Source organism: Pseudarthrobacter sp. GA104, from assembly GCF_009741265.1.
Classification (GTDB): Bacteria; Actinomycetota; Actinomycetes; order Actinomycetales; family Micrococcaceae; genus Arthrobacter.
Genome location: NZ_WOWL01000001.1, coordinates 1,802,473 through 1,827,349, shown reverse-complemented (window position 1 = coordinate 1,827,349; position 24,877 = coordinate 1,802,473). Strand labels below are relative to the sequence as shown.

Annotated in this window: 26 protein-coding genes, 1 tRNA gene and 1 pseudogene; 21 read left to right on the top strand and 7 right to left on the bottom strand. The window is 66.1% G+C overall.

Annotated features, from left to right (window positions below; translation table 11 throughout):
- The first annotated feature begins 36 nt into the window (after positions 1-36).
- A complete protein-coding gene (locus GK109_RS08305) occupies positions 37-1,449 on the top strand; it encodes a glycoside hydrolase family 1 protein (RefSeq protein ID WP_370460475.1) in 1,413 nt (470 codons plus the stop codon).
- Between the two features lie 26 nt (positions 1,450-1,475).
- Positions 1,476-2,354: a PRD domain-containing protein gene (locus GK109_RS08300; protein ID WP_370460474.1), complete on the top strand. Its 879-nt coding sequence runs from the start codon at positions 1,476-1,478 to the stop codon at positions 2,352-2,354.
- Positions 2,355-2,366: 12 nt separating this feature from the next.
- Here the strand turns inward: GK109_RS08300 and GK109_RS08295 are convergent, their stop codons facing one another.
- Entirely contained in the window at positions 2,367-3,494 is a 1,128-nt protein-coding gene (locus GK109_RS08295; protein WP_157239678.1) for an aromatic acid exporter family protein, read from the bottom strand.
- A gap of 257 nt (positions 3,495-3,751) precedes the next feature.
- Between GK109_RS08295 and pstS the strand changes: the two genes are divergently transcribed.
- The 5 genes from pstS (at position 3,752) to GK109_RS08270 (ending at position 8,332) form a co-directional block, all read left to right on the top strand.
- The gene (gene pstS / locus GK109_RS08290; RefSeq protein ID WP_370460473.1) at positions 3,752-4,873 is read left to right on the top strand and encodes a phosphate ABC transporter substrate-binding protein PstS; all 1,122 of its coding nucleotides are present in this window, start codon (positions 3,752-3,754) and stop codon (positions 4,871-4,873) included.
- A gap of 106 nt (positions 4,874-4,979) precedes the next feature.
- Positions 4,980-5,912 (top strand): phosphate ABC transporter permease subunit PstC, encoded by a 933-nt coding sequence (gene pstC / locus GK109_RS08285; RefSeq protein WP_157239674.1) that lies wholly within the window; start codon positions 4,980-4,982, stop codon positions 5,910-5,912.
- Positions 5,913-7,025: a phosphate ABC transporter permease PstA gene (gene pstA, locus GK109_RS08280; RefSeq protein ID WP_157239672.1), complete on the top strand. Its 1,113-nt coding sequence runs from the start codon at positions 5,913-5,915 to the stop codon at positions 7,023-7,025.
- Between the two features lie 79 nt (positions 7,026-7,104).
- A complete protein-coding gene (gene pstB, locus GK109_RS08275; protein ID WP_009357830.1) occupies positions 7,105-7,884 on the top strand; it encodes a phosphate ABC transporter ATP-binding protein PstB in 780 nt (259 codons plus the stop codon).
- A gap of 169 nt (positions 7,885-8,053) precedes the next feature.
- A complete protein-coding gene (locus tag GK109_RS08270) occupies positions 8,054-8,332 on the top strand; it encodes a hypothetical protein (protein ID WP_157239670.1) in 279 nt (92 codons plus the stop codon).
- A 1-nt stretch (position 8,333) separates the two neighbouring features.
- On the opposite strand, the gene GK109_RS08265 is transcribed toward GK109_RS08270, so the two are convergent.
- From GK109_RS08265 to GK109_RS08250, 4 genes are all read right to left on the bottom strand, one after another.
- The gene (locus GK109_RS08265) at positions 8,334-8,741 is read right to left on the bottom strand and encodes a hypothetical protein (RefSeq protein WP_157239668.1); all 408 of its coding nucleotides are present in this window, start codon (positions 8,739-8,741) and stop codon (positions 8,334-8,336) included.
- Positions 8,742-8,943: 202 nt separating this feature from the next.
- Positions 8,944-9,957 carry an inorganic phosphate transporter gene (locus GK109_RS08260; RefSeq protein ID WP_321215096.1) on the bottom strand — a complete coding sequence of 338 codons (1,014 nt, stop codon included), beginning with the start codon at positions 9,955-9,957 and terminating at the stop codon, positions 8,944-8,946.
- A 1-nt stretch (position 9,958) separates the two neighbouring features.
- Positions 9,959-10,576 carry a DUF47 domain-containing protein gene (locus GK109_RS08255; RefSeq protein ID WP_370460472.1) on the bottom strand — a complete coding sequence of 206 codons (618 nt, stop codon included), beginning with the start codon at positions 10,574-10,576 and terminating at the stop codon, positions 9,959-9,961.
- Positions 10,577-10,894: 318 nt separating this feature from the next.
- Positions 10,895-11,554 (bottom strand): hypothetical protein, encoded by a 660-nt coding sequence (locus GK109_RS08250; protein WP_157239667.1) that lies wholly within the window; start codon positions 11,552-11,554, stop codon positions 10,895-10,897.
- Between the two features lie 188 nt (positions 11,555-11,742).
- On the opposite strand from GK109_RS08250, the gene GK109_RS08245 reads away from it, so the two are divergent.
- Positions 11,743-11,815 (top strand) — tRNA-Lys (locus tag GK109_RS08245).
- A gap of 87 nt (positions 11,816-11,902) precedes the next feature.
- On the opposite strand, the gene GK109_RS08240 is transcribed toward GK109_RS08245, so the two are convergent.
- Entirely contained in the window at positions 11,903-12,331 is a 429-nt protein-coding gene (locus GK109_RS08240; protein ID WP_157239665.1) for a DUF302 domain-containing protein, read from the bottom strand.
- Between the two features lie 152 nt (positions 12,332-12,483).
- Between GK109_RS08240 and GK109_RS08235 the strand changes: the two are divergent.
- The 5 genes and pseudogenes from GK109_RS08235 (at position 12,484) to GK109_RS08215 (ending at position 16,655) form a co-directional block, all read left to right on the top strand.
- Positions 12,484-13,511 (top strand): annotated as a pseudogene (locus GK109_RS08235) (LacI family DNA-binding transcriptional regulator).
- Between the two features lie 97 nt (positions 13,512-13,608).
- The gene (locus GK109_RS08230; protein ID WP_157239663.1) at positions 13,609-14,442 is read left to right on the top strand and encodes a DUF4397 domain-containing protein; all 834 of its coding nucleotides are present in this window, start codon (positions 13,609-13,611) and stop codon (positions 14,440-14,442) included.
- Positions 14,443-14,540: 98 nt separating this feature from the next.
- Complete coding sequence (locus tag GK109_RS08225) at positions 14,541-15,296, top strand: class F sortase (RefSeq protein WP_231754826.1); 756 nt, start codon at positions 14,541-14,543, stop codon at positions 15,294-15,296.
- A gap of 50 nt (positions 15,297-15,346) precedes the next feature.
- The gene (locus GK109_RS08220) at positions 15,347-15,925 is read left to right on the top strand and encodes an RNA polymerase sigma factor (RefSeq protein ID WP_157239661.1); all 579 of its coding nucleotides are present in this window, start codon (positions 15,347-15,349) and stop codon (positions 15,923-15,925) included.
- Positions 15,912-16,655: an anti-sigma factor gene (locus tag GK109_RS08215; protein WP_157239660.1), complete on the top strand. Its 744-nt coding sequence runs from the start codon at positions 15,912-15,914 to the stop codon at positions 16,653-16,655. The genes GK109_RS08220 and GK109_RS08215 overlap by 14 nt, the downstream gene beginning before the upstream one ends.
- Positions 16,656-16,673: 18 nt before the next feature.
- On the opposite strand, the gene GK109_RS08210 is transcribed toward GK109_RS08215, so the two are convergent.
- Positions 16,674-17,621: an ANTAR domain-containing protein gene (locus GK109_RS08210; RefSeq protein WP_157239658.1), complete on the bottom strand. Its 948-nt coding sequence runs from the start codon at positions 17,619-17,621 to the stop codon at positions 16,674-16,676.
- Between the two features lie 232 nt (positions 17,622-17,853).
- On the opposite strand from GK109_RS08210, the gene GK109_RS08205 reads away from it, so the two are divergent.
- From GK109_RS08205 to ureE, 8 genes are all read left to right on the top strand, one after another.
- Positions 17,854-19,380: an alpha-N-arabinofuranosidase gene (locus tag GK109_RS08205; RefSeq protein ID WP_370460471.1), complete on the top strand. Its 1,527-nt coding sequence runs from the start codon at positions 17,854-17,856 to the stop codon at positions 19,378-19,380.
- Positions 19,381-19,456: 76 nt separating this feature from the next.
- Positions 19,457-20,041 (top strand): HhH-GPD-type base excision DNA repair protein, encoded by a 585-nt coding sequence (locus GK109_RS08200; protein ID WP_157239656.1) that lies wholly within the window; start codon positions 19,457-19,459, stop codon positions 20,039-20,041.
- A 123-nt stretch (positions 20,042-20,164) separates the two neighbouring features.
- Positions 20,165-21,169, top strand: a complete 1,005-nt coding sequence (locus GK109_RS08195) for a LacI family DNA-binding transcriptional regulator (protein ID WP_157242766.1) — start codon at positions 20,165-20,167, stop codon at positions 21,167-21,169.
- 53 nt (positions 21,170-21,222) lie between these two features.
- Positions 21,223-21,774 carry a cysteine hydrolase family protein gene (locus tag GK109_RS08190; RefSeq protein WP_157239654.1) on the top strand — a complete coding sequence of 184 codons (552 nt, stop codon included), beginning with the start codon at positions 21,223-21,225 and terminating at the stop codon, positions 21,772-21,774.
- A gap of 123 nt (positions 21,775-21,897) precedes the next feature.
- Positions 21,898-22,200, top strand: coding sequence for an urease subunit gamma (locus GK109_RS08185; RefSeq protein WP_157239652.1), 303 nt, complete (start codon positions 21,898-21,900; stop codon positions 22,198-22,200).
- Positions 22,201-22,211: 11 nt separating this feature from the next.
- Positions 22,212-22,550, top strand: a complete 339-nt coding sequence (locus GK109_RS08180) for an urease subunit beta (protein WP_157239650.1) — start codon at positions 22,212-22,214, stop codon at positions 22,548-22,550.
- Entirely contained in the window at positions 22,547-24,289 is a 1,743-nt protein-coding gene (gene ureC / locus GK109_RS08175; RefSeq protein ID WP_370460470.1) for an urease subunit alpha, read from the top strand. The genes GK109_RS08180 and ureC overlap by 4 nt, the downstream gene beginning before the upstream one ends.
- Positions 24,290-24,314: 25 nt before the next feature.
- The gene (gene ureE, locus GK109_RS08170) at positions 24,315-24,794 is read left to right on the top strand and encodes an urease accessory protein UreE (RefSeq protein ID WP_370460469.1); all 480 of its coding nucleotides are present in this window, start codon (positions 24,315-24,317) and stop codon (positions 24,792-24,794) included.
- Positions 24,795-24,877 lie beyond the last annotated feature (83 nt).

Sequence of the window (24,877 nt, the reverse complement as noted above, 5' to 3'; positions counted from 1 at the left end):
CACTTTCCAGTCCTACCGATGAAGGAATGATTTTCTGTGACCACCACTTTCCCCGACGGGTTCCTCTGGGGCGGAGCAACTGCCGCCAACCAGATCGAAGGCGCGTACAACGAGGGCGGCAAAGGCCTGTCCATCCAGGATGTGATGCCCAAGGGCATCACGGAGACCCCCACGGAGGGTCCGACCCCGGAGAACCTCAAGCAGGTGGCAATCGACTTCTACCACCGTTACGAGGAGGACATCGCCCTCTTCGCGGACATGGGGTTCAAGGTGTTCCGCTTCTCGATCGCGTGGAGCCGGATCTTCCCGCTGGGCGACGAAGAGACCCCCAACGCCGAGGGCCTGGCCTACTACTCCCGGATCCTGGACGAACTCGAAAAGCACGGCATCGAGCCGCTGGTGACCATCAGCCACTACGAGACGCCGCTCCACCTGGCCCGGAAATACAACGGCTGGACCAACCGCGAACTGATCGGCTTCTACGAGCGCTACTGCCGCACCCTCTTCGAGCACTTCGGCGGCCGGGTGAAGTACTGGCTCACGTTCAACGAGATCAACTCCGTGATCCACGAGCCGTTCCTCTCCGGCGGCATCCCCACGCCCAAGGAACAGCTCACCAGGCAGGACCTCTACCAGGCGATCCACCACGAACTGGTGGCTTCCGCCCGGGCAACCAGGCTGGCGCACGAGCTGATGCCGGGCGCGCAGGTGGGCTGCATGATCATTGCGCTGCCCACCTACCCGCTGACCCCGGACCCCTCCGACGTCGTTGCCGCGATGCACACCGCGCAGGACAGCTACGCGTTCGGCGACATCCACTGCCGCGGCGAGTACCCCGGCTACCTGCTGCGGTACTTCCGCGACAACGGCATCGAGCTGGACATCACCCCGCAGGACCGCGAGGACCTGAAGAACACCGTGGACTTTGTCTCGTTCAGCTACTACATGAGCATCTGCGAGACGGCCGACCCCGCCAAGCAGGCCAAGGGCCCCGGCAACATCATGGGCGGCGTTCCCAACCCGACGCTCAAGGCTTCCGAGTGGGGATGGCAGATCGATCCGCAGGGCCTGCGGGTTGCCCTCAACGACTACTGGGACCGCTGGCAGAAGCCCCTCTTCATCGTGGAGAACGGCGTGGGCGCCAAGGACCAGTTGGTCGAGGTGAACGGCGGTAAGACCGTCCTTGACGACTACCGCATCGGCTACCTCAACGACCATCTGGTCCAGGCCCGCGAGGCGGTTGAAGACGGGGTCCAGCTGATGGGCTACACCTCCTGGGGATGCATCGACCTGGTCAGTGCCTCCACCGCGCAGATGAGCAAGCGCTACGGTTTCATCTACGTGGACAGGAACGACGACGGTACCGGGTCCATGGAGCGCTACCCCAAGAAGTCCTACGGTTGGTACAAGGAAGTCATTGCCACCAACGGCGCCAGCCTGAAGAAGTAACCGCTCAACGACGAAAGGAGGACGACGTGGAGGTGTTGCGCGTTTTCAATAACAACGTCGTCCTCGCCCGCGCCACCGATGGGGGAGAGGTCATCCTCACCGGCCGGGGCCTCGGTTTCCAGGCCAAACCTGGCCGGAAGGTGGACGAAACCAAGGTGGTGCGGGTGTTCGTCCCGGAGGACGGCCGCAACGCGGACAACTTCGGTGCTCTGGTGGCGGCCATCCCGCCCGAACATCTGGCCCTTGCCGACCAGGCACTGGAACTCGCCCGCGGCGGGATGAGCGGGCCGCTGAACTCCACCACCGTGGTGGCGCTCGCGGACCACCTGAGCTTCGCCATCAAGCGGCTGCGGCAGGGCCTGAACATCGAGTACCCGCTGCGGGCCGAAGTGGCCCACCTTTATCCGGATGAGCTGCGGATGGCGCAGCAGATCGTGGATTTCGTGAACTCCCGGCTGGAGGACCCGTTGCCCGGGGACGAGGCCGTGGCAGTGGCACTGCATTTAGTGAACGCGGGCTTTGCCAGCGGGGACCTGTCCTACACGTACCAAATGACGGGTGTCTTCGCGCAGCTCTTTGAGGTCCTGGAGCAGGCCTATGGGCGGGCCTTCGACCGGGAAACAGTCAACGCCGCCCGCTTCATCACCCATCTGCGCTACTTCTTTGTCCGCGCGCACACCGGCAGGCAGCTGGCCGAAGGGGCAACGGGGCTGGGCTCAGCCATCCGGCAGGCTTACCCCGACGCCTTTGGCACCGCCCTCAAGCTGCAGGCCGTCCTGGAACTGCGGCTCGGGGAGCCGCTGACCGATGACGAGGTGACGTACCTGACCCTGCACGTCGCCCGGATGGCCGACGACCTCAGGCTGCAGGAAGCTGCCCTCCAGGCCCACCCACCGGTTAATTAGGGCCACCGGCCACTACAGCGCCGGCAGCACGTCCCGGGCCTCGCTCGCGTCCATGCCCGTGGCCTCCAGCAGGTCCACCATCAGCGGCCGGTACAGCATCACCACCGTTTCGCCCTCCAGCCGCTGCACTTCCAGGAGCTTGGGGTGCAGGCGCAGGGCGATCTCGCTGAGGTCCCGGCGGGCCGTGCGCATGTGGGCGCGGCGGACGCCGTCGTGCGTTTCCGCCAAGCCGAGCGAAAGCTCGTCGATGGCGGCAGCGGTCTCCTGCAGCACCTCCGCGATGTTTTCCGTGGCTTCATCCGAAAGCGCCGCATGGTTGATGGCGCTGGTAAGCCGGCGCGCGAAGACGCGGCTGTTCCGCAGCGCCAGGTCGATGAAGTCCAGCGACTGTTTCAACTGGTCCAGTTCCTCCCGGTGCCTCCGGTAGGCGGGGGCCAGCCTGGCCACCTCGCCGGAGGTGCGCAGCGACTGGCGCATGGCGTCCACCAGCGGCTGGCAGTTCCTTCCCCGGATCAGGGCGTGCCAGGCCTGGGTGGAATCGCTGTTGTCCAGGGCGTTGGCGCATTCGCGCAGCACCTCGGCAAGCTCGTGGAGGAGATTCTTCACGTCCTTGCGGGGTTCGCGGCGCGGATCCTTGGGGACGAGGATGGTTACCAGCAGGGCAAACAGTCCGCCCACCACGGCGTCGATGCTCCGCGTGAAAGGCCCGCCGGCCGGCGCGGGGAGCAGGACAACCAGCAGCGACTGCAGGCCCAGCTGGGTGGTGAAGATATTGCCGCTGTCCAGGAAGCGGGCCAGCAGGATGGAGAAAAGAAGGACGACGGCGGCCTGCCAGATCCCGGGGCCCAGCCAGTGCAGGAGCAGGTCGCCCACCGCAATGCCGATGGTGCAGCCCAGGCCAACCTCCACCACCCGCCGCAGCCTGGGCTCCCGGGAGAAACCAAGGGCAATCAGGGATGACGTGGCCGCGAACAGGGGGCCGGAATGCCCCAGCACGTACTCCGCGAAAGCGTAAGCTCCCACGGCGCAGACGGTCATCTGGACCGCAGGGAGCAGGGAGTTCCGGCTGCGGATCAGGCCTGTGCGGAAGCGGCCGCGCAGGAACCGCCTGCCTGCTGAGAGTCCTGCTGCGGGAGCCATGCCGTCCAGTGTATTTGCTGCCGGCCCCGTTTTATTTTCCGGTGCGCGGCGCCTTACGGCCGAACATGTGATCTGCGCAATGGTGACCGGGCATATGTCAACCAATATCCCGCCGCCGTTAATCCTCCGTTAACCTTGGGCAGCCCATCCCGTTACCTGCGGACCCTAACTTCGATGAAGGTACAAAACGTACGCATCGCGCAGCAGGGTTCTCCGTCCCTGACCGCAACTGAAAAACCCTGGAAGGGGTACATCTAGTGAAGGCACTCCGCTTCGGCCGCCACGCGGCTATCGCTGTCATCGCAGCCGGCGCTCTCGCGCTTACCTCCTGCGGTTCAGACAACGCCACGAACACCTCGCCCACCGGCAACCAGACTTCCGCAGGCCCCAAGGTCACCGGCACCCTGACCGGCATCGGCGCATCCTCCACCGGTGCAGCCATGGACGCGTGGAAGGCAGGCTTCGCCTCCGCAAACCAGGGCGCCACCGTGCAGTACTCCCCGGACGGCTCCGGCGCGGGCCGCAAGGCCATCATTGACGGCTCGGCCCAGTTCGCTGGTTCGGACGCCTACCTCAAGGATGAAGAGCGCGAGGCCTCCAAGGCTGTGTGCGGTCCCGATGGCGCCATTAACATCCCGGTCTACATCTCCCCGATCGCCGTGGCCTTCAACCTGCCCGGCATCACGGACCTGAAGCTGGATGCAACCACGGTTGCCAAGATCTTCCGCGGCGAAATCGCCAAGTGGAACGATCCCGCCATCGCCGCCCTGAACGAGGGCGTCAGCCTGCCGGACCTCAAGGTCACCCCGGTGAACCGCTCGGATGACTCCGGCACCACCACCAACTTCACCGACTACCTGGCCTCTGCAGCACCCGAGGTCTGGACGGACAAGTCCTCCGGCGTATGGCCTGCCACCCTGCAGGGCGAAAACGCCAAGGGCACCTCCGGTGTGGTCAAGACCGTCACCGACACCCCCGGCGCCGTGACCTACGCTGATGACTCAGCTGTGGGCGGCAAGCTCGGCACCGCCTCCATCAAGGTGGGCAGCGAGTTCGTCAAGATCTCCGCCGACGCCGCAGCCAAGGCCGTCGAGGCAGGCAAGGCCGTTGAAGGCCGTTCAGCCAACGACGTCGCCATCAAGCTGGACCGCAAGACCACCGCATCGGGTGCCTACCCGGTGGTGCTGGTTTCCTACCACGTGGTCTGCAGCGCCTACGACAAGCAGGAAACCGTTGACCTGGTCAAGGCCTTCGAAAACTACGTAGTTTCCGAGGAAGGCCAGCAGGCCGCCGCGGACTCCGCCAAGTCGGCCCCGCTTTCCTCTACCCTTGCAGAGAAGGCAACTGCGGCTATCGACTCCATCAAGGTCAAGTCCTAATAACCGCTCTGAACCCGGGTTCCCCGCCTGCCGAAAGGCAGTGCGGGGAACTTGGCATTGGACAACACATCTTTCCTGAATCAGCTACCAACCGAAGGGCCGTCGAATGACCGCCACCCCCCTGACAAGTACCCAAGGCGCCGGGCGCGCCGGGGACAAAATCTTCTCGGGCGCCGCGCTGGCCGCCGGCTGCCTCATTCTTGCCGTCCTCTTCGGCGTCGCACTCTTCCTGGTAGTGCAGGCAATCCCCGCGCTGACCGCGCCGGCCGACAAAATCCAGGGAGGCGCCGGCTTCTTCGCCTACATCTGGCCCATCGTGATCGGCACGCTTATCGCTGCGGTCATCGCCCTGGTCATTGCCACGCCCATCGCCATCGGCGTCGCCCTGTTCATCTCGCACTTCGCCCCCCGCGGACTCGCTTCCGGCCTCGGCTACGTGGTGGACCTGCTGGCCGCCATCCCGTCCGTCATCTACGGCGCCTGGGGTGCGGCCTTCCTGGCGAGGGAAATCTCGCCCGCCTACAACTGGCTGGCCGCCAACATGGGCTGGCTGCCGATCTTCCAGGGTCCGGCTTCCGCAACCGGCAAGACCATCCTGACCGCCGGCATCGTCCTGTCCGTGATGGTCCTGCCCATCATCACCTCCCTGTCCCGCGAAATCTTCCTGCAGACCCCCAAGCTGCACGAGGAAGCCGCGCTCGCCCTGGGCGCGACGCGCTGGGAAATGATTAAGATGTCCGTCCTGCCGTTCGCCCGGCCCGGCATCATCAGCGCCGTCATGCTCGGCCTGGGCCGTGCACTCGGCGAGACCATGGCAGTCGCCCTGGTGCTGTCCTCCGGCGCCCTCACCGCCAGCCTGATCCAGTCCGGCAACCAGACCATCGCCGCCGAAATCGCCCTGAACTTCCCGGAGGCCAGCGGGCTCAAGGTCAGCACCCTCATCGCTGCCGGCCTGGTCCTCTTCGTCATCACCCTGGCCGTGAACATGATCGCGCGCTGGATCATCACCCGGCACAAAGAATTCTCGGGAGCCAACTAAATGACCTCCACGCTTACCCCTGTGCGCAGCAAGCGCTCGGCACTTACCAAAGGCCAGCTGCCCAAGTATGCGCCGTACGTCGTCCTTGCCGCAGCCCTGATCCTGGGTGCCGCCATCATGGCCCTGGTGGGCTTCAACCCCGTCGGCTGGGGCATCGTCTCGGCGTTGCTGTTTGCCATCGGGCTGGTGTCCTGGAGCGCAGCCGTGGAGGGCTCCCGCAAGGCAAAGGACAAGCTGGCCACCTGCCTGGTGGTGGGGTCCTTCCTCATCGCCCTGCTGCCGCTCATTTCGGTGATCTGGACGGTCCTGGTCAACGGCGTTCCCGGACTCCTCAACCCGGGATTCCTCACGACGTCCATGAACGGGGTCACCGGTGTCTACGACAACCGGGCCGCGGAGGAAGGCGCCCCGGTCCTGGGCGGTATTTACCACGCCCTTATCGGCACCATCCAGATCACCCTCCTGGCCACGGTCATCTCGGTGCCGGTGGGCCTGCTGACGGCCATCTACCTGGTGGAGTACGGCAATGACGGCCGGCTGGCCCGCGCCATCACGTTCTTCGTTGACGTCATGACCGGCATTCCTTCCATCGTGGCAGGCCTCTTTGCGGCGGCCTTCTTCTTCGCCATTGTCGGCCCCGGCACCAAAACCGGCGCCGTTGCCGCGGTCGCGCTTTCCGTTCTCATGATCCCCGTGGTGGTGCGTTCCAGCGAGGAAATGCTGAAGATCGTTCCCAACGAACTGCGCGAAGCCGCGTACGCCCTGGGCGTGCGCAAGTGGCGGACCATCGTCAAGGTTGTCATCCCGACGGCGATTTCCGGCATTGCCTCAGGCGTCACCCTGGCGATCGCCCGCGTCATCGGTGAGACGGCGCCCATCCTGGTCACCGCGGGCTTCGCCACCAGCATCAACTCCAACGTGTTCAGCGGCTGGATGGCTTCGCTGCCCACGTTCATCTACACCCAGATCCTGAACCCCACGTCGCCGGCCAACCCGGATCCGTCATCCCAGCGTGCCTGGGGCGCGGCCCTCGTGCTGATCATCCTGGTCATGGTCCTCAACCTTGGCGCCCGCCTGATCGCCCGGGTTTTCGCCCCCAAGACGGGCCGCTGACAGTTTCCAGCCCGCGTCCCTTCCGGTCCTATCCGCCGGAACCTAGACTTCAATTCATACCAGTTAGTGAAGGAACACCATGTCTAAGCGCATCGACGTCAAGGACCTGAACGTGTACTACGGCGATTTCCTCGCCGTAGAGGACGTCACCATCAACATCGAGGCCAAGTCCGTTACCGCGTTCATCGGACCCTCGGGCTGCGGAAAGTCCACCTTCCTGCGCACCCTGAACCGCATGCACGAGGTCCTCCCGGGGGCGCGCGTCGAGGGCGAGGTCCTGCTCGACGGCGACAACCTGTACGGCCCGGGCGTGGACCCCGTGACCGTCCGCTCGCAGATCGGCATGGTGTTCCAGCGGCCCAACCCGTTCCCCACCATGTCCATCCGGGACAACGTGCTGGCAGGAGTGAAGCTTAACAACAAGAAGATCTCCAAGGGTGAGGCCGACGTCCTGGTGGAACGCTCGCTGAAGGGCGCCAACCTGTGGAACGAGGTCAAGGACCGCCTGGAGAAGCCAGGCTCAGGCCTTTCCGGCGGACAGCAGCAGCGCCTCTGCATTGCCCGTGCCATTGCCGTGGAGCCGCAAGTGATCCTCATGGACGAGCCGTGTTCCGCGCTGGACCCCATCTCCACCCTGGCCATCGAGGACCTCATCAATGAGCTCAAGGACCAGTACACGGTGGTGATCGTGACGCACAACATGCAGCAGGCAGCCCGCGTCTCGGACCGCACCGCTTTCTTCAACATCGCAGGCACCGGCAAGCCAGGCAAGCTGATCGAGGTGGGAGACACGCACACCATCTTCAGCAACCCCACCCAGAAGGCCACCGAGGACTACGTCTCCGGCCGCTTCGGATAACCCGCCGTCTTTTTGTCCAGGCGCTCCACAGCCCGAGGAGGAACCCTTCCTGCTCGGGCTGTCGGCTGCCAGGGAGGACGCCAAGGAACTGCTGGCGGGGACTTGGGGAATTTAGTACGCTGGACTAGATACTTCGGGAGCTAGTAACTAGAAGAAATAGGAGCTTTCCTTGACGCAGACGGCAAACGGCCTCAGGGGCCATCATCCCAACGGGCCTGGAACCTTTGCCGATGGGGAGCACCTCTCTGCGGTCTGGCGCAGCAGTTCCTACCTGGAGAGCATCCAGTGGGAACTCGACGCCGCCCACGAGTCCCTCAGGGAAGCCGTCCAGCAGGCAGCCAGTTCCGGGGTGGACCACGGCGCGCTCCTCCAGGCGGCCAACATGACGTCCCAGGAACTGGAAGCGGCCCTGCTGGACGCCCCGCCAGCCTGGCCCACGGGGTTTTAGCCTACTCCGGCACTTCAAGCTGGAAGCCGCACCGGCAGCGCAGGACCCTCGTGGGCAGCGAAACCGCGTTGAGTCCCCCTCCGCTGTCGCTGCTGCGGTAGCAAAGCCGTTCGATCTCGAACTCGGCTTCCTCCATGGGAAACCCGCAGTGGATGTACTCGTCGCCGAACAGGATGACCTGGGCCATCCGGCGCACCTGGTGCAACGCCGCCGCCACATCCCGTGCATAGGCGAGGTGCTCCTGGAACAGCCCGCAGTCGTTGCAGGTGTAGCCAACGGTGACCAGGTCCCCGTTGGCTGCCCCCATCGCACTGATGGCGTGGATGGTCAATTGATGTTCGGTCCCGCAGGTTTCGCAGCGAAGCTGCCGCGGCTGGGGCAGGGAATGCCGGGGCCTCGAAGTAGACATGATGCCTGCTCTTTTCCGCGAGGTGCATCCATGCCGCCGATATGCTGCAGCAGCCCAGTCCGCGGCCCTGCACCCGGCGGCGGATGTCCGGCCCGGGAAAGCGAAAGTACGGGATTCCAGAACCTACTTTCGAATCTACGTCACCGTGATCAGCCTGTATAGGGCAATGAAGCCGCCGCATGAAGACATGGCACTACCAGGTTCAACCAGCCACCGGGGTGAGCGCCAAAGCCAGCACGAATGCCAGTGCAGCCGTGGCGGCGGGGGTGAGGACCCAGAGACCCACGATCCGGATCACCAGCTTCCGGTTGGTCACGGAAAAGTGCTGGTTCTCTCCCGCCCCGAGGACTGCCGAAGTCACCGTGTGCGTGGTGGACAACGGCCAATGGAGCGCAATGGAACCCACAAAAAGCATCACGGCGCTGAGAGTCTGGGCAACAGACCCGCGCAGCGGATCCACCCGGGTGATCTTGTACCCGATCGTGTGCGAGATCCGCCAGCCGCCGAACATGGTCCCGGCGGCAATCATCACCGCTGTCAGCAACATCACCCACAGGGGCAACGAGCCGCCGTCGGAATACCCTGCGGCCAACAGCGCCAGCAGCAGCACGGCGCTGACGCGCTGCCCGTCCTGTATGCCGTGCCCAAAAGCCACGGCCCCGGCCGCCACTGCCTGGCTTCGGCGGAAGCGGTGGTTGACCACATTGGGCTGGGTGTAGCGGGCCGCCCAGGTGGCCGGATACACCAGCATGAATGCGCCGCTGTAGGCGACGAGCGGGGACAGCACCAGTGGAAGCACAACCTGGAAGAGCAGGGACTGGTCCACCCCTCCGACGCCGGTGCCGCCCACCGCCAGGCTGGCCAGGCCGGCGCCGGCAAGGCCGCCCACCAAGGCGTGGGTGGATGAGGCGGGAATGCCCCGCCACCACAGCAAAATCCCCCATGCGCACGCGCTTGCCAGGCCGGCCACCAGGATGCTGAGGCCCTGCGGACCCGGAGGAAGGCTGATCCAGGCCCGGCTGATGGCCACAGCCAGCCCGGCGCTCAGCAGGGCGCCAATGAAGTTGAAGAAGGCCGCCAGCAGGACCGCGACGCTGGGGGTGAGGGCCCTGGTGCGGACGGCAAGCGCCACGGAGGTGGAGGCATCGCGGAAGCCGTTGAGGAAGGCGAACGCCGCGGACAGCAGGACCACCAAGCCGAAAATGACCGGCGTCACCTCAGGATTCCTTGACGATGAGGCTGCCCACCTGAGTGGCGATCCGCCGCATGTCCTTGGTGACTTCCACCAGCTGGTTGGCGATGTCCCGGTTGCGGGAATACTGCGCCCATTTCATGTCCGCGATCATGTCCGCCACCCATACGCGGTGGGTGCGTTCGGCGCGCTTGGTGAGGCGGAGGATTTCGATCCAGTAGTCCTCGAGGTCATCGAGGTTATTGAGCCGGCGCATTGCATCCACGGTCAGTTCGGCCTGCCGGCTGATGATCTCCAGCTGGTCGGCGGCCCGCTTGGGCAGCCGCTCCAGCTTGTACAGGGCCACCAGCTCTGCCGCCGCGTCCATCTTCTCCATCGCCTCGTTGAGGTAGCGGGAGAGCGCGTACATGTCCTCGCGGGGCAGCGGGTTCACGAAACTGGAGCGCATATGCGTCAGGAGGGCGAAGTGCAGCTCCGCGGACTTCGCCTCGTGGTTGTGCATGTCCTCTACCAGCTTGCCGTGTTCAGCAGCAGGGACGCCAAGAATTTCGGCCAGGGTGGCGGCAGCCTGCACAATCTGCTGGGCCAACTGCGAAAGGAGGTCCAGCCCGGCGGGCTCCTGGGGGAAAAGGCGCAGCTTCACGTGTTTACCGGTCTCCGGGGAAAAGTACGGGGCGGGGTGTTGCTGCCGTGTGACTTGACTCCGGCGCGCAACTGAGCCAACTCTACCGGCCCGTAACTTGGTGCCTGGAAACAGGCCCGGAATGTCTGGGAAGACGGGCAGGAAAAGTGGCAGAAAAATGGTGCCGAACCGGATACGCCTCTCGGCGGTAGGCCGCTCTAGGCGGCTAATTGTTGAAGCCCGGGGGTTTCGCGGCTCGGCACCGATTTCAGTTTTCTACTTTGGCTGGCGCAAGTCAATCTTGACAGATTGGGCAAGGGCGGGGCAGGCAGGGCGGCCTCAGTCGAGTTCGCCCAGCCGCCACGCGTTCGCGGCATGTTCCAGGTCCTCAGCGGTCTTCACCAGCTGGTGCGAGTTTCGGGTGAGCTTGCTGGCGTGCGCTTCGTTGCCGTGCTCGGCGCCGTCGGCGATGGTTGCCTGGCCGAGTGCCACAACCCGGCAAAAGGCTGCGGAACGTTCCAGCGCGACGTCGAACTCGCCGTCGAACGCGCCGGAGAGGATGGCATCCGCCATGGCCCGCATCTCATCGGCGCCCGGAGGCTCGGCCGCTCCGGCCACCACGTTGGACACCTGGGCAGTGTCTTTTCCGGCCCGGAAATACACCGAGATGCGCTCCGGGTCCTGGACCGTCGCAGCACGCAGGGCGTAGAGGCGCCACAACGCGCCGGGAAGCGAACGCGCGGGACTTTCGGCCCACATTTCCGCGATGGCTTCCAGCCCCTGCTCGTCGGCGAGCTTCACCAGGCGCTCAGTGACCACGGGATCGTCACTGTCGCGGCCGTGGCGGACCAAGGCCTGGGCCGCGAGGTGGGCCGCCTCCGAGACCCGCGCGGGATCCGCGCCCCCGGCAAAGGGCTCGAAGTCGATGGGAGCGAAGGGCTTGGGCTTATGGTGCCGGTTCGCGCCGCCGTAAGGACTGGATCCTGCTTGCTCACTCATGCCCCCACGCTACTCCTGTGCCAAGGCGGAAATCGAGCATCCGTGCTCCCCGGCCGTAGCGTGATTCCGGGCCGACAGCGGTTTGGCAGCGTCGTGCGAACGCGCCGGAACCATGGGTTAGAGTATTAACGTCCAGAAATGGACTTGGCCGTATTGGCCAGCGCCGACGGCGCTGAACCATTCGGCGGGGGCCTTTAGCTCAGTTGGTAGAGCATCGGACTTTTAATCCGTGGGTCGTGGGTTCGAGCCCCACAGGGCCCACTCTTTTAGCGAAGAGTGGAAACCCCCGGTTCCTTGCACCTGCAGGGAACCGGGGGTTTTTCTTTGAGTTCATGCCGGATCCGAGCATCAGCGCCCGGGACTGGCGGATTCGTCGCTCAAGGCGTCAAGGACTTTGCGCAGGCGGGCGCCGGCGTCGTCGGCAACCTCTTTGACGGCCGGCGCAGCGCTAAGCCGGGCCATGGTCTGGGGGTCGATGGCCTCGATGGTGGTGGCTCCCGCGTCTTTGCTGCGGCGTACGACGACATTACAGGGCAGGAGCGCGCCCATTTCCGGCTCTGCAGCAAGCGCCCGGCTGGCCAGCGCAGGGTTGCAGGCGCCAAGGATGACGTAGTCGCCGACGGCCTCAGCGGCTTCGGTGCCAAGCTTGGCTTCGAAGGTGGACCGGACGTCGATTTCCGTGAGTACTCCGAAGCCCTGCGCTGACAGGGCATCCCGGGTGCGGTCCAGGGCTTCGGCCCATGGAAGAGCGATGGTGGTGCTGAGCGTGTACGTCATGATTCTCCTTGGGTGGGCTTGACAGTGAAATTGATCAGGCGAGGAAAAGAAGGACTTCTCCATAGATCGGCTCCTCCGTCCAGCTTATACCCCCTGGGGTGTTTTTCTCCGAGCGGAAGCCGCAATCCTCTGCACGCAGGCAGAATAGGCACATGGCAAAAAGTAGCAAGGGGCGGATGCCGCGCCTTGAAGATGTGGCGGACAGGGCAGGGGTTTCCCACCAGACAGTCTCCCGGGTGATCAACAACCACCCCAACGTCAGCGAATCGACGCGCGCGAAGGTGGAGGCCGCCATCGCCGAGCTGGGGTACCGCCGGAATACCGCCGCCCGCAGCCTGGTCACCCGGCGCTCGCAGACCATCGGCGTCCTGGCCAGCGAGCTGTCCCAATACGGTCCGGCCAACACGCTCCTGGGGGTTGAACAGGCCGCCCGGAACGCCGGCTATTTTGTCAGCATCGCAGCCCTCCGCGAGGTAGGCAGGGATGCCATTTCCGACGCCGTCAACCACTTCATGGACCAGGCCGTTGACGGAATCGCGGTGCTGGTGCCGCACGCCGACACCCTGCTGGCCCTGGAAGAAATGCGCCTGCCCGTGCCTGTGGTGGCGGTGGGGTCCCTAGGCAGCAGCAGTGTCAGCGGGGCCATGGTGGACCAGCGCCGGGGCGCCGAGCTCGCCGTAGAGCACCTGATCAGCCAGGGCCACCGCCGGATCGGCCATATCGCCGGACCGCAGGACTGGACGGACGGTTCAGAGCGCGCCGATGGCTGGCGCGAGGCACTCAGGGCTGCCGATCTGGCCGACGACCTCCTGGTGCAGGGCGATTGGAGCGCCGGCAGCGGGTATGAGGCAGGCCGGAAGCTCGCGGCCGACCGGACCGCGACGGCGCTCTTCGTGGGCAACGACCAGATGGCCCTGGGCGTGCTGTGCGCCTTCGCGGAAGCGGGGGTCCGGGTGCCCGACGACGTCTCCGTGGTGGGGTTCGACGACCAGCCGGAATCGGGGTACTTCACCCCCCGCTCACCACGGTGCGGCAGGACTTCGAGGAGCTGGGCCGGCGCTGCATGGACACCATGCTCAAGGAGATCGAAGCCGGCGCCGACGTCAGCTCCACTGTGGTCACGCCGGAACTGGTCCTCCGGGCGAGCACGGCCCCGCCCGCGCAACCAGAAAAATCCTGAACAAATTTCCATGCAAGTGCATCCAACCTTGATGCTGCGCCGGTAGTAGGGGTGTAAGCAAAAACGCCCGTACAGCGGGCCGATCAAGGAGAAGGACATGCGCAACAGGATTTTTACAGCAGGCGCCGGTGCGGCGGCAGTCGCGGCAGCCATCGCTCTCGCCGGCCCTGCCCACGCTGCGGAGGGGGACGCACAGCTGTCCGTCCTCCACGGTGTACCGGGCTTGACCGTGGATGTCTGGGTCAACGGAGACCGGACCCTGGACGACTTCACTCCCGGCAGCCTTGCCGGCCCGCTGGCACTGCCGCCAGGGGCCTACGAACTCGCCATCACCGCCTCGGATGCCGCGGACGCGTCCGCGGCCGTCATCGGACCGGTCAGTGTCACCCTGGCCGCCAACGGCAACTACACCGCCGTCGCCAACCTCGACGCGGCGGGCAAACCCACCGCCAACCTCTTCACCAACAACGTTTCCCGGATCGAGGCCGGCAAGGGCAAGCTGACCGTCCGGCACACGGCGGCTGCTCCCGCCGTGGACGTCCTAGCCGGTGGCGCCGCCGTTGTTACCAACCTCGCCAACCCGAACGAACAGACCCTCACGCTTGACCCCGGCACCGTTTCGGCCGCAGTCGCTGCCACGGGAACCACGGCACCGGTGATCGGTCCGGCCGACGTCACGATTACCGAGGGTACGCACACCATCGTGTACGCCTGGGGCAGCCTGGCGGACAAGAACCTCCAGCTCGCCGTGCAGACGATCGAGGGCCTGCACTCAGCTCCCGCCTCGGTGCCTGGAGCCCGTGACGGCTCCGGCGATGTTGCCTCGACTGGCCCGGCAGCACTCGCGGTCGGTTTCGGCGCGGCAGCGCTGGCCCTGCTCCTCGGCGGCCTGGGCGTAGCCCGGACCGTCGCCGCCCGCCGGGCAGAGTAAACCCCCTGACGGCCGCCCGGTGAAAGCCGGGCGGCCGTCCCCTTGTCCCATCAGATGCAGGTTCCCGCCCAGGCGCGGACGCAAGAAAGGCCGGACAGATGGACCCGATACAACAAGCCGGCAAGGCAGGCGCCGGCCCGGCCGATGCCGGACAAGTTAAGGCAATCACGACGACGGCAGGGGAGTGCCGCCGTCGTCCTTCCGCTTTTTCTGTCGCCGGGGTCCTGGTCGCGGCCGCACTGCTGCTTCCCGGCTGCGCGGCGGACCCGGCCCAGCAGGCTCCATCCTCCCCGCCGGCAGCCAGCCAGGCTGGCGCGGCGAGTCCAGCCCTGCCGGAAAGCTCCGCCGCCGGGACTGCGCCGGTTCCGGAGATTCCTGTGCGGCCCGCCACTCCGGAATCAACGGCCGCGGAGCCTTCCCCGGTTTCGCTCACGGTGGCCGGGACTTCCATCGACATGCCCGTAGTTCCGGTGGGAGTTGCGGAGGGCGGGGCCATGGAAATCCCGGACGCCTTCGACCGGGCGGGCTGGTACCGGTTCGGCCCGGCCCCGGGAGCCGCGGCCGGTACTGCCGTCATTGCCGGGCACATCGACACGAAATCGGACACCGCACCCTTCTCGCAGCTGAAAACGGTGGCGGCAGGAACCCTGGTGCAGGTAGGGCGGCAGGGTGCCCCTGCCCTGAACTACCGGGTGGTCGGGGTGGAACTGATGGCCAAGGACAGGTTCGACGGAAGCTCCGTGTTCCGGCGCTCGGGCCCCCATGAACTCAAGGTTGTCACCTGCGGCGGCGAATGGCTGGACGAACGAATGGACTACAGCGACAATGTGATTGTCACCGCGGTCCTTGAGTGAGCGGTGATGCTGCCTTGAACCTCGCCACCGATGCCGCGAAGGAGCCACGTTTGGTACCTCCCGACCAGGCTTCGCGGGGTTGGGAAGATGAGCTCACACCCTCCTTCCTGGCCGGAGACGAACGCGCCCTGGCGGCCGCCTACCGTGAATTCGCGCCGCTGGTGCACACCCTTGCATTGCGTTCGCTGCCCGACCGCTCGGCGGCGGACGATGTTACCCAGGAGGTCTTCATCCGCGTGTGGCGCTCCCGGAGCACCTTCAATCCGCAGGTTGCGAGGCTTCCGGCGTGGATTGTGGGCATCACCCGGAATGTCATCTCGGACACCCTGTCCGCATCGGCCCGGGAAACGCGGAAAGCCCTCGCGGTGGCGGGAGCCGGCCTGGCCGACGAAGCCGGGAACGGCCTTGAAGACGCGGAAATCCTGGCGGACAGGATCCTCCTGGACGGGGAACTGGACAGGCTTGGCGAACCCCAGGGGTCCATCATGAAGCTTGCCTTCTACGATGACCTGACCCATGAGCAGATCTCGCGGAAACTTGGCCTGCCCCTTGGTACCGTCAAAAGCCACATCCGCCGCAGCCTGTCGCACCTGAGAAACAGATTGGAGGTAAACCATGCCGCATCTTGATCCGGAAGAGTTGAGCCTCCTTGCCCTGTACGACGACTGGGACGACGGCGGCAGGGAGCACCTGCGGGTCTGCCCGGAGTGCGCGGCAGACTTTGCTGCGCTTCGCCGGGCGGTGGAGGCGGTAAAGACCACGCCGGATGCCGGCAGCCTCGAGCGCCCCGGCCCCCACGTGTGGGCCGGCATCCATCGGGAACTGGGCCTGTCCGGGTCTGTGCAGGAAGATCCGTTGGCCAGCGCCGGGCACAAGGCCGCGGCGGAGCCTGTTTCCCTGCAGGACAGGGCCGGAACCCGCCCGGCCCGGCGCGCAGCCTGGTGGCAGCGCCCGGGAACCTGGATGGCTGCTGCCGCGGCGGCCGTGCTTGTCACCGCAGGTGCTGTGTGGTCGCTCAACCAGGCGCCCCGGCCGCTTGCGGAGGCGGACCTGGCACCACTTGCCCAGTTCTCCGCCGCCGGTTCGGCAAAGGTGGTGGAGGCGGCGGACGGCTCCCGTGCCTTGGAGATACAGCTCAGCAAGGACGAGGCGAAGGGCTATCAGGAAGTCTGGCTGATCGCCCCCGACCTTTCACGGCTGGTGAGCCTGGGCGTGATGAATTCCGAATCGGGGACCTTCCAACTGCCCGCCGGCCTGGAGCTCTCGGAGTACCCCATTGTTGACGTCTCTGACGAGCCCGTGGACGGCAACCCGGCCCATTCAAGCGTCAGCATCGCCAGGGGGACGCTCAAAACCTGAGCGGCCGCTGCGCGCTGGCTAGTGGCCGAAGTGGGCGCGGGGCGGACCCTCGGGCAACCGCTCGAGGATGTCCTCCGCCACCCGGCGCAGCTTGATGTTCCGGTGGCTGGACGCCTTGGCGAGGATGGCAAACGCCTCGTGGTAGGAGCACCGGTTCTGCGCCATGATCACTCCGCAGGCGACATTGATTGACGTCCGGCTGTCCAGCGCCGAGCGCAGGTCGGTGGCCATGGACCTGGCGGAGTGGAGGCTGATGGCCACTCCCAGGCTTGGCGCGGCAAGTCCGGCGAAGGTGCGGGCTTCGGCGATGACCTGCAACGGGAAAGCCTTGGCGTCCTGGGTGAAGAATGCCAGGGCCGCACCTATGTCCCCATAAGCGGTTCCGTCCGCAGCCCCACTGTCCGCATAACCGGTTGCCATCCGGAGCCGTACCCCCATCGCGCTGCCGAACCCTGCCAGCTGCAGTTGGGTGGAATACCGCGGCCACCGGAAGTCCCCGTTCCGCTGGAGCACCGCCACCGGATGGCCGCCTGACAGGATGTCGTTGAGCGGGCCTTCCTTGGCTTCCTGCTCCCACTCCAAAACATGGACCACGTCGTCCGACGTGCCGGTGGCGGCTGGATTCCTCTTGGGCTGGCGCACCACCACCCCGCACTCGATCCGGATCCCCGTGGCCCGCACCACTGACCGGACGGCCGCGGCCGCCAGCAGGTCGAGGGACTCAATCAGGCTGTCGGTGCCGGTCACCAGGTCAAGCACCAGCCCATCCGGGGTGCCGGACTCCGCCGGCCTTCCAGGGGCGGGCCGCGCCGGCGCCTGCCGCTGGTCCAGGCCCTGCCGGGAACGAAGAGGGCCGGCGACGGCTGGGGGAGAGGCCTTGGTCTCAAAGGCCTCCTCGTCGCCGGCCCCGCTTAATACCCGCGTCCGATGGACCGGGAAGCCTGCGCTTGCCTGCTGTGCGTGCATTGCAGTCTCACACCCCCTAGTGAGCCAAGTACTACAGGCCGGAACACGTCTTGTCTCTGAGAAGAAAGTAGTTCCGCCGCAGGTCCCGGCGAACGCGTAAGAGGTACCCGACTTTGAGATTAGGTACTACTTGGATTTCCGCCTCCACCACCAGCTTGTGCTTGACTCCTGCCGCCGCAGCACGAACAATGCTTTCTATAACGTTGTAAAAGACGAAGACGAGGACGTTTTAGTGACCGCCACAGAATCAGCCGCAGCCAAAATCGCCATGGATCCCTCCTTCGTGGTGGGTCCGGTCCGCCGGCGTACTTTCGGTGCCTTTGTTGAGCACCTTGGCCGTTGTGTGTATACAGGCATTTTCGAGCCGGACCACCCCAACGCCGACGGCGACGGGTTCCGCCGGGACGTGCTGGAGCTGACCCGGGAACTGGGGGTGTCCACGGTCCGCTATCCGGGCGGCAACTTCGTCTCCGGGTACCGCTGGGAGGACGGCGTGGGTCCGGCGGACCAGCGGCCTGTCCGGCTGGACCTGGCCTGGCACTCCACCGACCCCAACCTCGTAGGGGTGGACGAGTTCGCCAAGTGGTCCGCCAAGGCCGGCGTCGAGCCCATGATGGCCGTGAACCTGGGCACCCGCGGCACGCAGGAGGCGCTTGACCTGCTCGAGTACTGCAACATCGACGGCGGCACCACCTTCTCGGACCAGCGAAGGGCCAACGGCGCGGAGAACGGCTACGGCATCAGGATGTGGTGCCTCGGCAATGAAATGGACGGCCCCTGGCAGATCGGGCACAAGAACGCGCTGGAGTACGGGCGGCTGGCAGCGGACACCGCCCGCGGCATGCGCATGATCGAACCGGACCTGGAACTTGTGGCATGCGGCAGCTCCGGACCCACCATGCCCACCTTCGGGGAGTGGGAACGCGTGGTCCTGTCCGAAACCTACGAGCTGGTGGACCTCATCTCGGCCCACCAATACTTTGAAGACTTCGGGGACCTGCAGGAACACCTCTCCGCCGGGCATCGGATGGAGGCGTTTATCCATGACATCGTCAGCCACATCGACCACGTGAAGTCCGTGAAGAAGTCCGCCAGGCAGGTCAACATCTCCTTCGATGAGTGGAACGTCTGGCACATGAGCCGCGACGAGTCCCGCGTCCCCACGGGCAAGGACTGGCCTGTTGCCCCCGTCCTGCTCGAGGACACCTACACGGTGGCGGACGCCGTCGTCGTTGGCGATCTCCTGGTCACCCTGCTCAGGAACACGGACCGCGTCCACTCGGCCAGCCTGGCCCAGCTGGTCAACGTGATCGCCCCGATCATGACCGAAGCGGGCGGCCGCGCCTGGAAGCAGACCACCTTCCACCCGTTCGCACTCACCTCCCGTCACGCTTCCGGAACCGTGCTGCAGCTCGCCGTCGAATCCCCGCGGATCAGCGGGGGAAAGACGGCCGACTTTGCCGCGGTGTCCGCCGTCGCAACCTATGACGCCGAAAAAGGCGAAGCGGTTGTCTTTGCCGTCAACCGCTCGGCCACTGACGTGATTGCTTTGGATGCCGCGGTCTCCGGCCTCGGCAGCGTGCAGGTGGTGGAGGCGCTTACCTACGCGAACAAGGATCCGTACTGGCAGGCAACCGCCGACGACTCGACGTCGGTCCTGCCGGCCGAAAACGTCACGGTGAAGGCCGACGGCGGCCGCCTCACCGCCGAGCTCCCGGCCGTGTCCTGGTCCATGATCCGGCTGGCGGTGGGGCACTAGCCTCCCGCCAGACTCCGGCCCGGCCCGGCCGGGGCGGGGCAGGGCGGCATGACGGCGGCGGCCCGCGGGTGGGAGGATGGACCGCATGGAATTGCACATCACAGGGGATCCCGCCGCGGACAAGTTGCTGAGCGAGGACGCCTTCGCCCTGCTGACCGGCATGCTGCTGGACCAGCAGGTGACCATGGAATCGGCCTTCGCCGGTCCGGAGAAAATCAGGGCCAGGATCGGATCCGTGGAGCCCGGAGCCATCGCCTCCCAGGACCCGGACGCCTTCGTGGAGATGTTCAAGGAACGGCCCGCCGTGCACCGCTTCCCCGGCTCAATGGCCGCACGCGTGCAGGCGCTCGCCGAAACGGTGCAGGATGAGTGGGACGGGGACGCCGCCGCCATTTGGACCAGGGGCAATCCGGACGGCGCGGAGGTGCTTCGCCGGCTGAGGGCGCTGCCCGGCTTCGGGGAGCAGAAAGCCAAAATCTTCCTGGCACTGCTCGGCAAGCAGTGCGGGCTGCAGGCGCAGGGCTGGCGGGAAGCTGCCGGGCACTACGGCGAGGAGGGCTCGTACCTCTCTGTGGCCGACATCGTGGATTCGGAGTCCCTCACCAAGGTGCGGGCCAGCAAGCAGGCCGCGAAGGCCGCTGCCAAGGCAGCAAAGGGCTGACGGGCCGCTCCCTCGCGGCTTTCGGCCGCAGCGTTGGCCCGCTGCAGCGCTGGTTGCGGCACCCACGCCATCTTCTGCAACGATGTATGGCAGGAACTGGCGGAACCACACGAAGGAGCCATGATGGCGGTCACCATGAACGACGTTGCGAGGGCGGCCGGAGTGTCGCTCAAGACCGTTTCCAACGTGCTCAATGACTACGAGTTCATCCGGCCTGCCACCAGGCAGCGGGTCCTGGACGCCATCGGGGAGCTGGGCTATGAGGCCAACCTGACCGCCCGCAGCCTCCGGTCCGGGAAGACCAGGATGCTGGGGCTGGTCCTCTCCGACCTTTCCGCTCCCTACTATGCCGAACTGGCGTCAAGGTTGATGAAAGCGGCGTCCCGGCGCGGGTACCGGGTCCTGGTGGAACAGTCCGACGCCGCGGGCGAGGTGGAACTTAACGCCCTGCAGGGCCCGTTCCGCCAGCTCACCGACGGGCTGCTGTTCACTCCCTTGGTTGTTGACGCGGACAGCATCGCCGCCCGCCTCGGCAAGAAGCCCCTGGTCCTGCTGGGCGAACACATCCTGGATCCCCGGTTCGACCTGGTCACCATGAAGAACGGGGAAGCGGCTGCAGCCCTGACCGCCCACCTGCTGGCCGGCGGACGCCGTCGGATTGCCGTGGTTGGTGCCCGCCCCGGGGAGTCCGCGGGCAGCGCCGGGCTGCGGCTCAACGGCTACCGCAAGGCGCTGGACCATGCAGGGATCCCGTTTGATCCGGCACTGATCGCGCCCTGCGAGTGGCGGCGGGACGGCGGAGCGGGGGCCGTGGCCGGGCTCCTGGACAGCGGCGTGAAGTTCGACGCCGTCTTCGGCCTGAACGATGTCCTCGCCTTGGGAGCCATGCACGAGCTGCTGATCCGCGGCGTGCGGGTTCCGCAGGAGGTGGCCGTGGCGGGCTTCGACGACATCGACGAGGCCCGGTTCGCCGCACCCTCGCTGACCACCGTCTCGCCCGGCATGGAGGAAATTGCGGAACGCTCCACCGGCCTGCTCATCGACAGGATCGAGGGGCTGGCCACGGAGGAACAGGGTGTGCACGTCGAGGCCGGCTTCCAGTTGAAAGTCCGCGACTCGGCACCGTAGGAGTTGTACCTTGCCGAGGTTTCGCCGGCAAGCCACGGGGTACGTTTCAGGACATGATCGCACTTCTTGTCATCGACATGCAGAACGCCTACTTCGAGGCGCCCGAACTTGCCGCGCACCAGGAACAGTTGGTGGCCTCCTGCAACCGGCTGCTGGAGGCCTTCAAGGCGAGCGGCCACAAGGCCCTGATGGTGGGGACGGAGCACGAGCTGGACAAGTCAACCTGGACGCTGAACATGCTCGACGACGACCAGGGCTTCGTTTTCCGCGGCACCGGGCAGGCCCAGGCAGTGCCGGGGCTCGCCCTCGACGGCCTGCCCCAGCTGAACAAAACCCGGGACAGCGCCTTCGTGGGCACCAACCTCCTGTCCCGGCTGCGCAACTGGGGCGCGGACGAGGTGGTCCTCGCCGGAGTCTCCACCCACAACTGCATAGCCCAGACCGGCGCCGACGCCTTCGCCCACAACATCCGGGTCACCTATGCCAAGGACGCGATGGCCTCCGAGGACAGCCAGGACGCCGCGGACATGCTGCGCATCCTCTCCGCCAGCTACCGCCAGCCCGTCCAGTCCACCGAGGAGATCCTGGCCCGGCTCACCACGTGAGCCACCTGCCGCCGGTGTCTTGCCTGGACTGGAGAGCCGCCCATAACAAAGCCGAAACGTAGCCGAAACGTCCGCCGCCTACTGTAGGTCCCACGCCGTCCGCTGGCTGCCGAAGGGACCCTCATGCATTTGATGCCACGTGAGCAGGAAAAGCTTCTGATCGTGGTGGCCGCCGACCTTGCGCGCCGCCGCCAGGCCCGCGGACTCAAGCTCAATTACCCGGAAGCCGTGGCCATCATCAGCTACGAACTGATCGAGGGCGCCCGGGACGGCCGTACCGTCGCGGACCTCATGAGCTACGGGACCACCCTCCTCCGCCGCGAGGACGTCATGGAGGGCGTGCCCGAAATGATCCACGACGTGCAGGTCGAGGCCACCTTCCCCGACGGCACCAAGCTCGTCACCGTCCACGATCCCATCCGCTGAAGGGGCAGGCCATGATCCCAGGAGAATACGTCCTCCGCCCGGAGCCCGTGACGGCAAACGCCGGGCGGACGGCGATCGAGGTCGCCGTGACCAACACCGGCGACAGGCCCGTCCAGGTGGGCTCGCACTTCCACTTTGCCGAGGCCAATGCTGCCTTGTCCTTCGACCGGGAGGCCGCCTACGGCCGGCGCCTGGACATTCCCGCAGGCACCGCAGCGCGCTTTGAACCGGGGGACTCCCGGAGCGTGCGGCTGATCGAACTGGCCGGGCGCCGCGAGGTGTTCGGGCTCAGCAACGCTGTCAACGGAAAGCTCGACGGCGGCACCCGCCCGGAAGGGGACGTCCAGTGAGCTTCGAAATCCCACGCCGGCAGTACGCGGACCTGTACGGGCCCACCGCCGGGGACAAGATCCGCCTGGCGGACACCGAGCTGTTCCTCGAGATCGAACAAGACCTCACCGTCTACGGCGAAGAGGTGGCGTTCGGCGGCGGCAAGGTGATCCGCGACGGCATGGGCCAGAACGGCCAGGCGGTCCGCGATGAGGACATCCCGGACACCGTGATCACCAACGCCGTGATCCTGGACTACACCGGCATCTACAAAGCGGACGTCGCCCTCAAGGACGGCCACATCTTCAAGATCGGCAAGGCCGGCAACCCGCAGATTACCGACGGCGTCACCATCACCATCGGCGCCAGCACCGAAATCATCGCCGGCGAACGCAAGATCCTCACCGCCGGCGGCGTTGACACCCACATCCACTTCATCTCCCCGGACCAGGTCCCGACGGCGCTGGCCAGCGGCGTGACCACCATGATCGGCGGCGGCACCGGTCCCGCCGAAGGCACCAAGGCCACCACCGTGACGCCCGGGAAGTGGCACATCCAGCGGATGCTGCAGGCGTCCGAGGGGTTCCCCATGAACATCGGCCTGTTCGGCAAGGGCCACGCGTCCGCCGTCGAACCCCTGGCCGAGCAGATCCGCGCCGGTGCCATCGGGCTGAAAGTCCATGAGGACTGGGGGTCCACCACCGCCTCGATCGACACGTCCCTGGCAGTGGCCGACGAGTACGACGTCCAGGTGGCCATCCACACGGACACCCTCAACGAGTGCGGATTCGTGGAGGACACCATCCGCGCCATCGACGGCCGCGTTATCCACACCTTCCACACGGAGGGTGCCGGCGGCGGCCACGCCCCGGACATCATCAAGATCGCCGGGATGCCCAACGTCCTGCCGGCCTCCACGAACCCCACTCTTCCCTACACGCGCAACACCATCGAAGAGCACCTGGACATGCTGATGGTCTGCCACCACCTCAACCCGGACATCCCCGAGGATGTGGCCTTCGCCGATTCCCGGATCCGTGCCGAGACCATCGCGGCCGAGGACGTCCTGCAGGACCTGGGCATCTTCTCCATCACGTCGTCGGACTCCCAGGCGATGGGGCGCGTTGGCGAGGTGATCACCCGCACGTGGCAGGTGGCGGACAAGATGAAGAGGCAGCGCGGTGTCCTGGAAGACCCCCGCGGGGACGGCGCCGCCGGCACCCACGGCAGCGCGGGCAGCGACAACTTCCGGCTCAAGCGCTACGTTGCCAAGTACACGATCAATCCCGCCATCGCCCAAGGGATTGCTGACTCCGTGGGCTCGGTGGAGGTGGGCAAGTTCGCCGACCTGGTGCTGTGGGACCCGGCCTTCTTCGGCGTCAAGCCCGAGCTTGTCCTCAAGGGCGGGCAGATCGCCTACGCGCTGATGGGGGACGCCAACGCCTCCATCCCCACGCCGCAGCCGCGCACCATGCGGCCCATGTTCGGGGCGTTCGGGAAGGCGGTGCAGCAGTGCTCCATCACCTTCCTGTCCAAGGCAGCCATCGACGCCGGTGTCCCCGGGGAACTCGGGCTGGAGAAGGTCATCCGGCCTGTCTCCGGCATCCGGTCGCTCACCAAAGCCGACCTGAAATACAACGACGCCACCCCGGACATCCAGGTGGACCCGGAAACCTACCAGGTGACGGTCGACGGCGAAGACGTCACCTGCGAGCCGTCCGACGTGCTGCCCATGGCCCAGCGCTACTTCCTCTTCTGATTTCATCCAAGCCCACGGAGACCCAGTGATCATCGACAAAGTCCTCGGCAACCTGCACGAACTGCCGGACCCGCACACCTACGCGGGCGTGCACCAGGAAAAAGTGGTCCTCCCCAGCGCCCAGCTGGTCAAACGGATCCAGCGCGCGACGACGGACCACGGCAAGGAGATCGGCATCCGGCTGCCGTCCGGCTCCGGCGACCTGCGCGACGGCGACATCCTGCACGTCGAAGGGTCCAACATGATCGTGGTGTCCGTCCTGCCCACCGACGTCCTGGTCATCGCCCCGCGGACCATCTCCGAAATGGGCGTCGTAGCCCACTCCCTGGGCAACCGGCACCTGCAGGCACAGTTCTTTGATGCTGCCTCGGAGTACGGGGCCGACGTCATGGTGTGCGCCTACGACCACACCGTCGAGGACTACCTCCGCCACGTGGGTGCGCCCTTTACCCGCCAGGAACGCGTCATGCCTGTGCCTTTCCGCCATGCTGAACACTCGCACTAGTTCCAGCGTCACCTTGGGTACGGCGGCGGGTGAAGGGGGCTGTGCCCGTCCCCTGGCGCTCCCAACCCTCGCAAGCTCGGGCC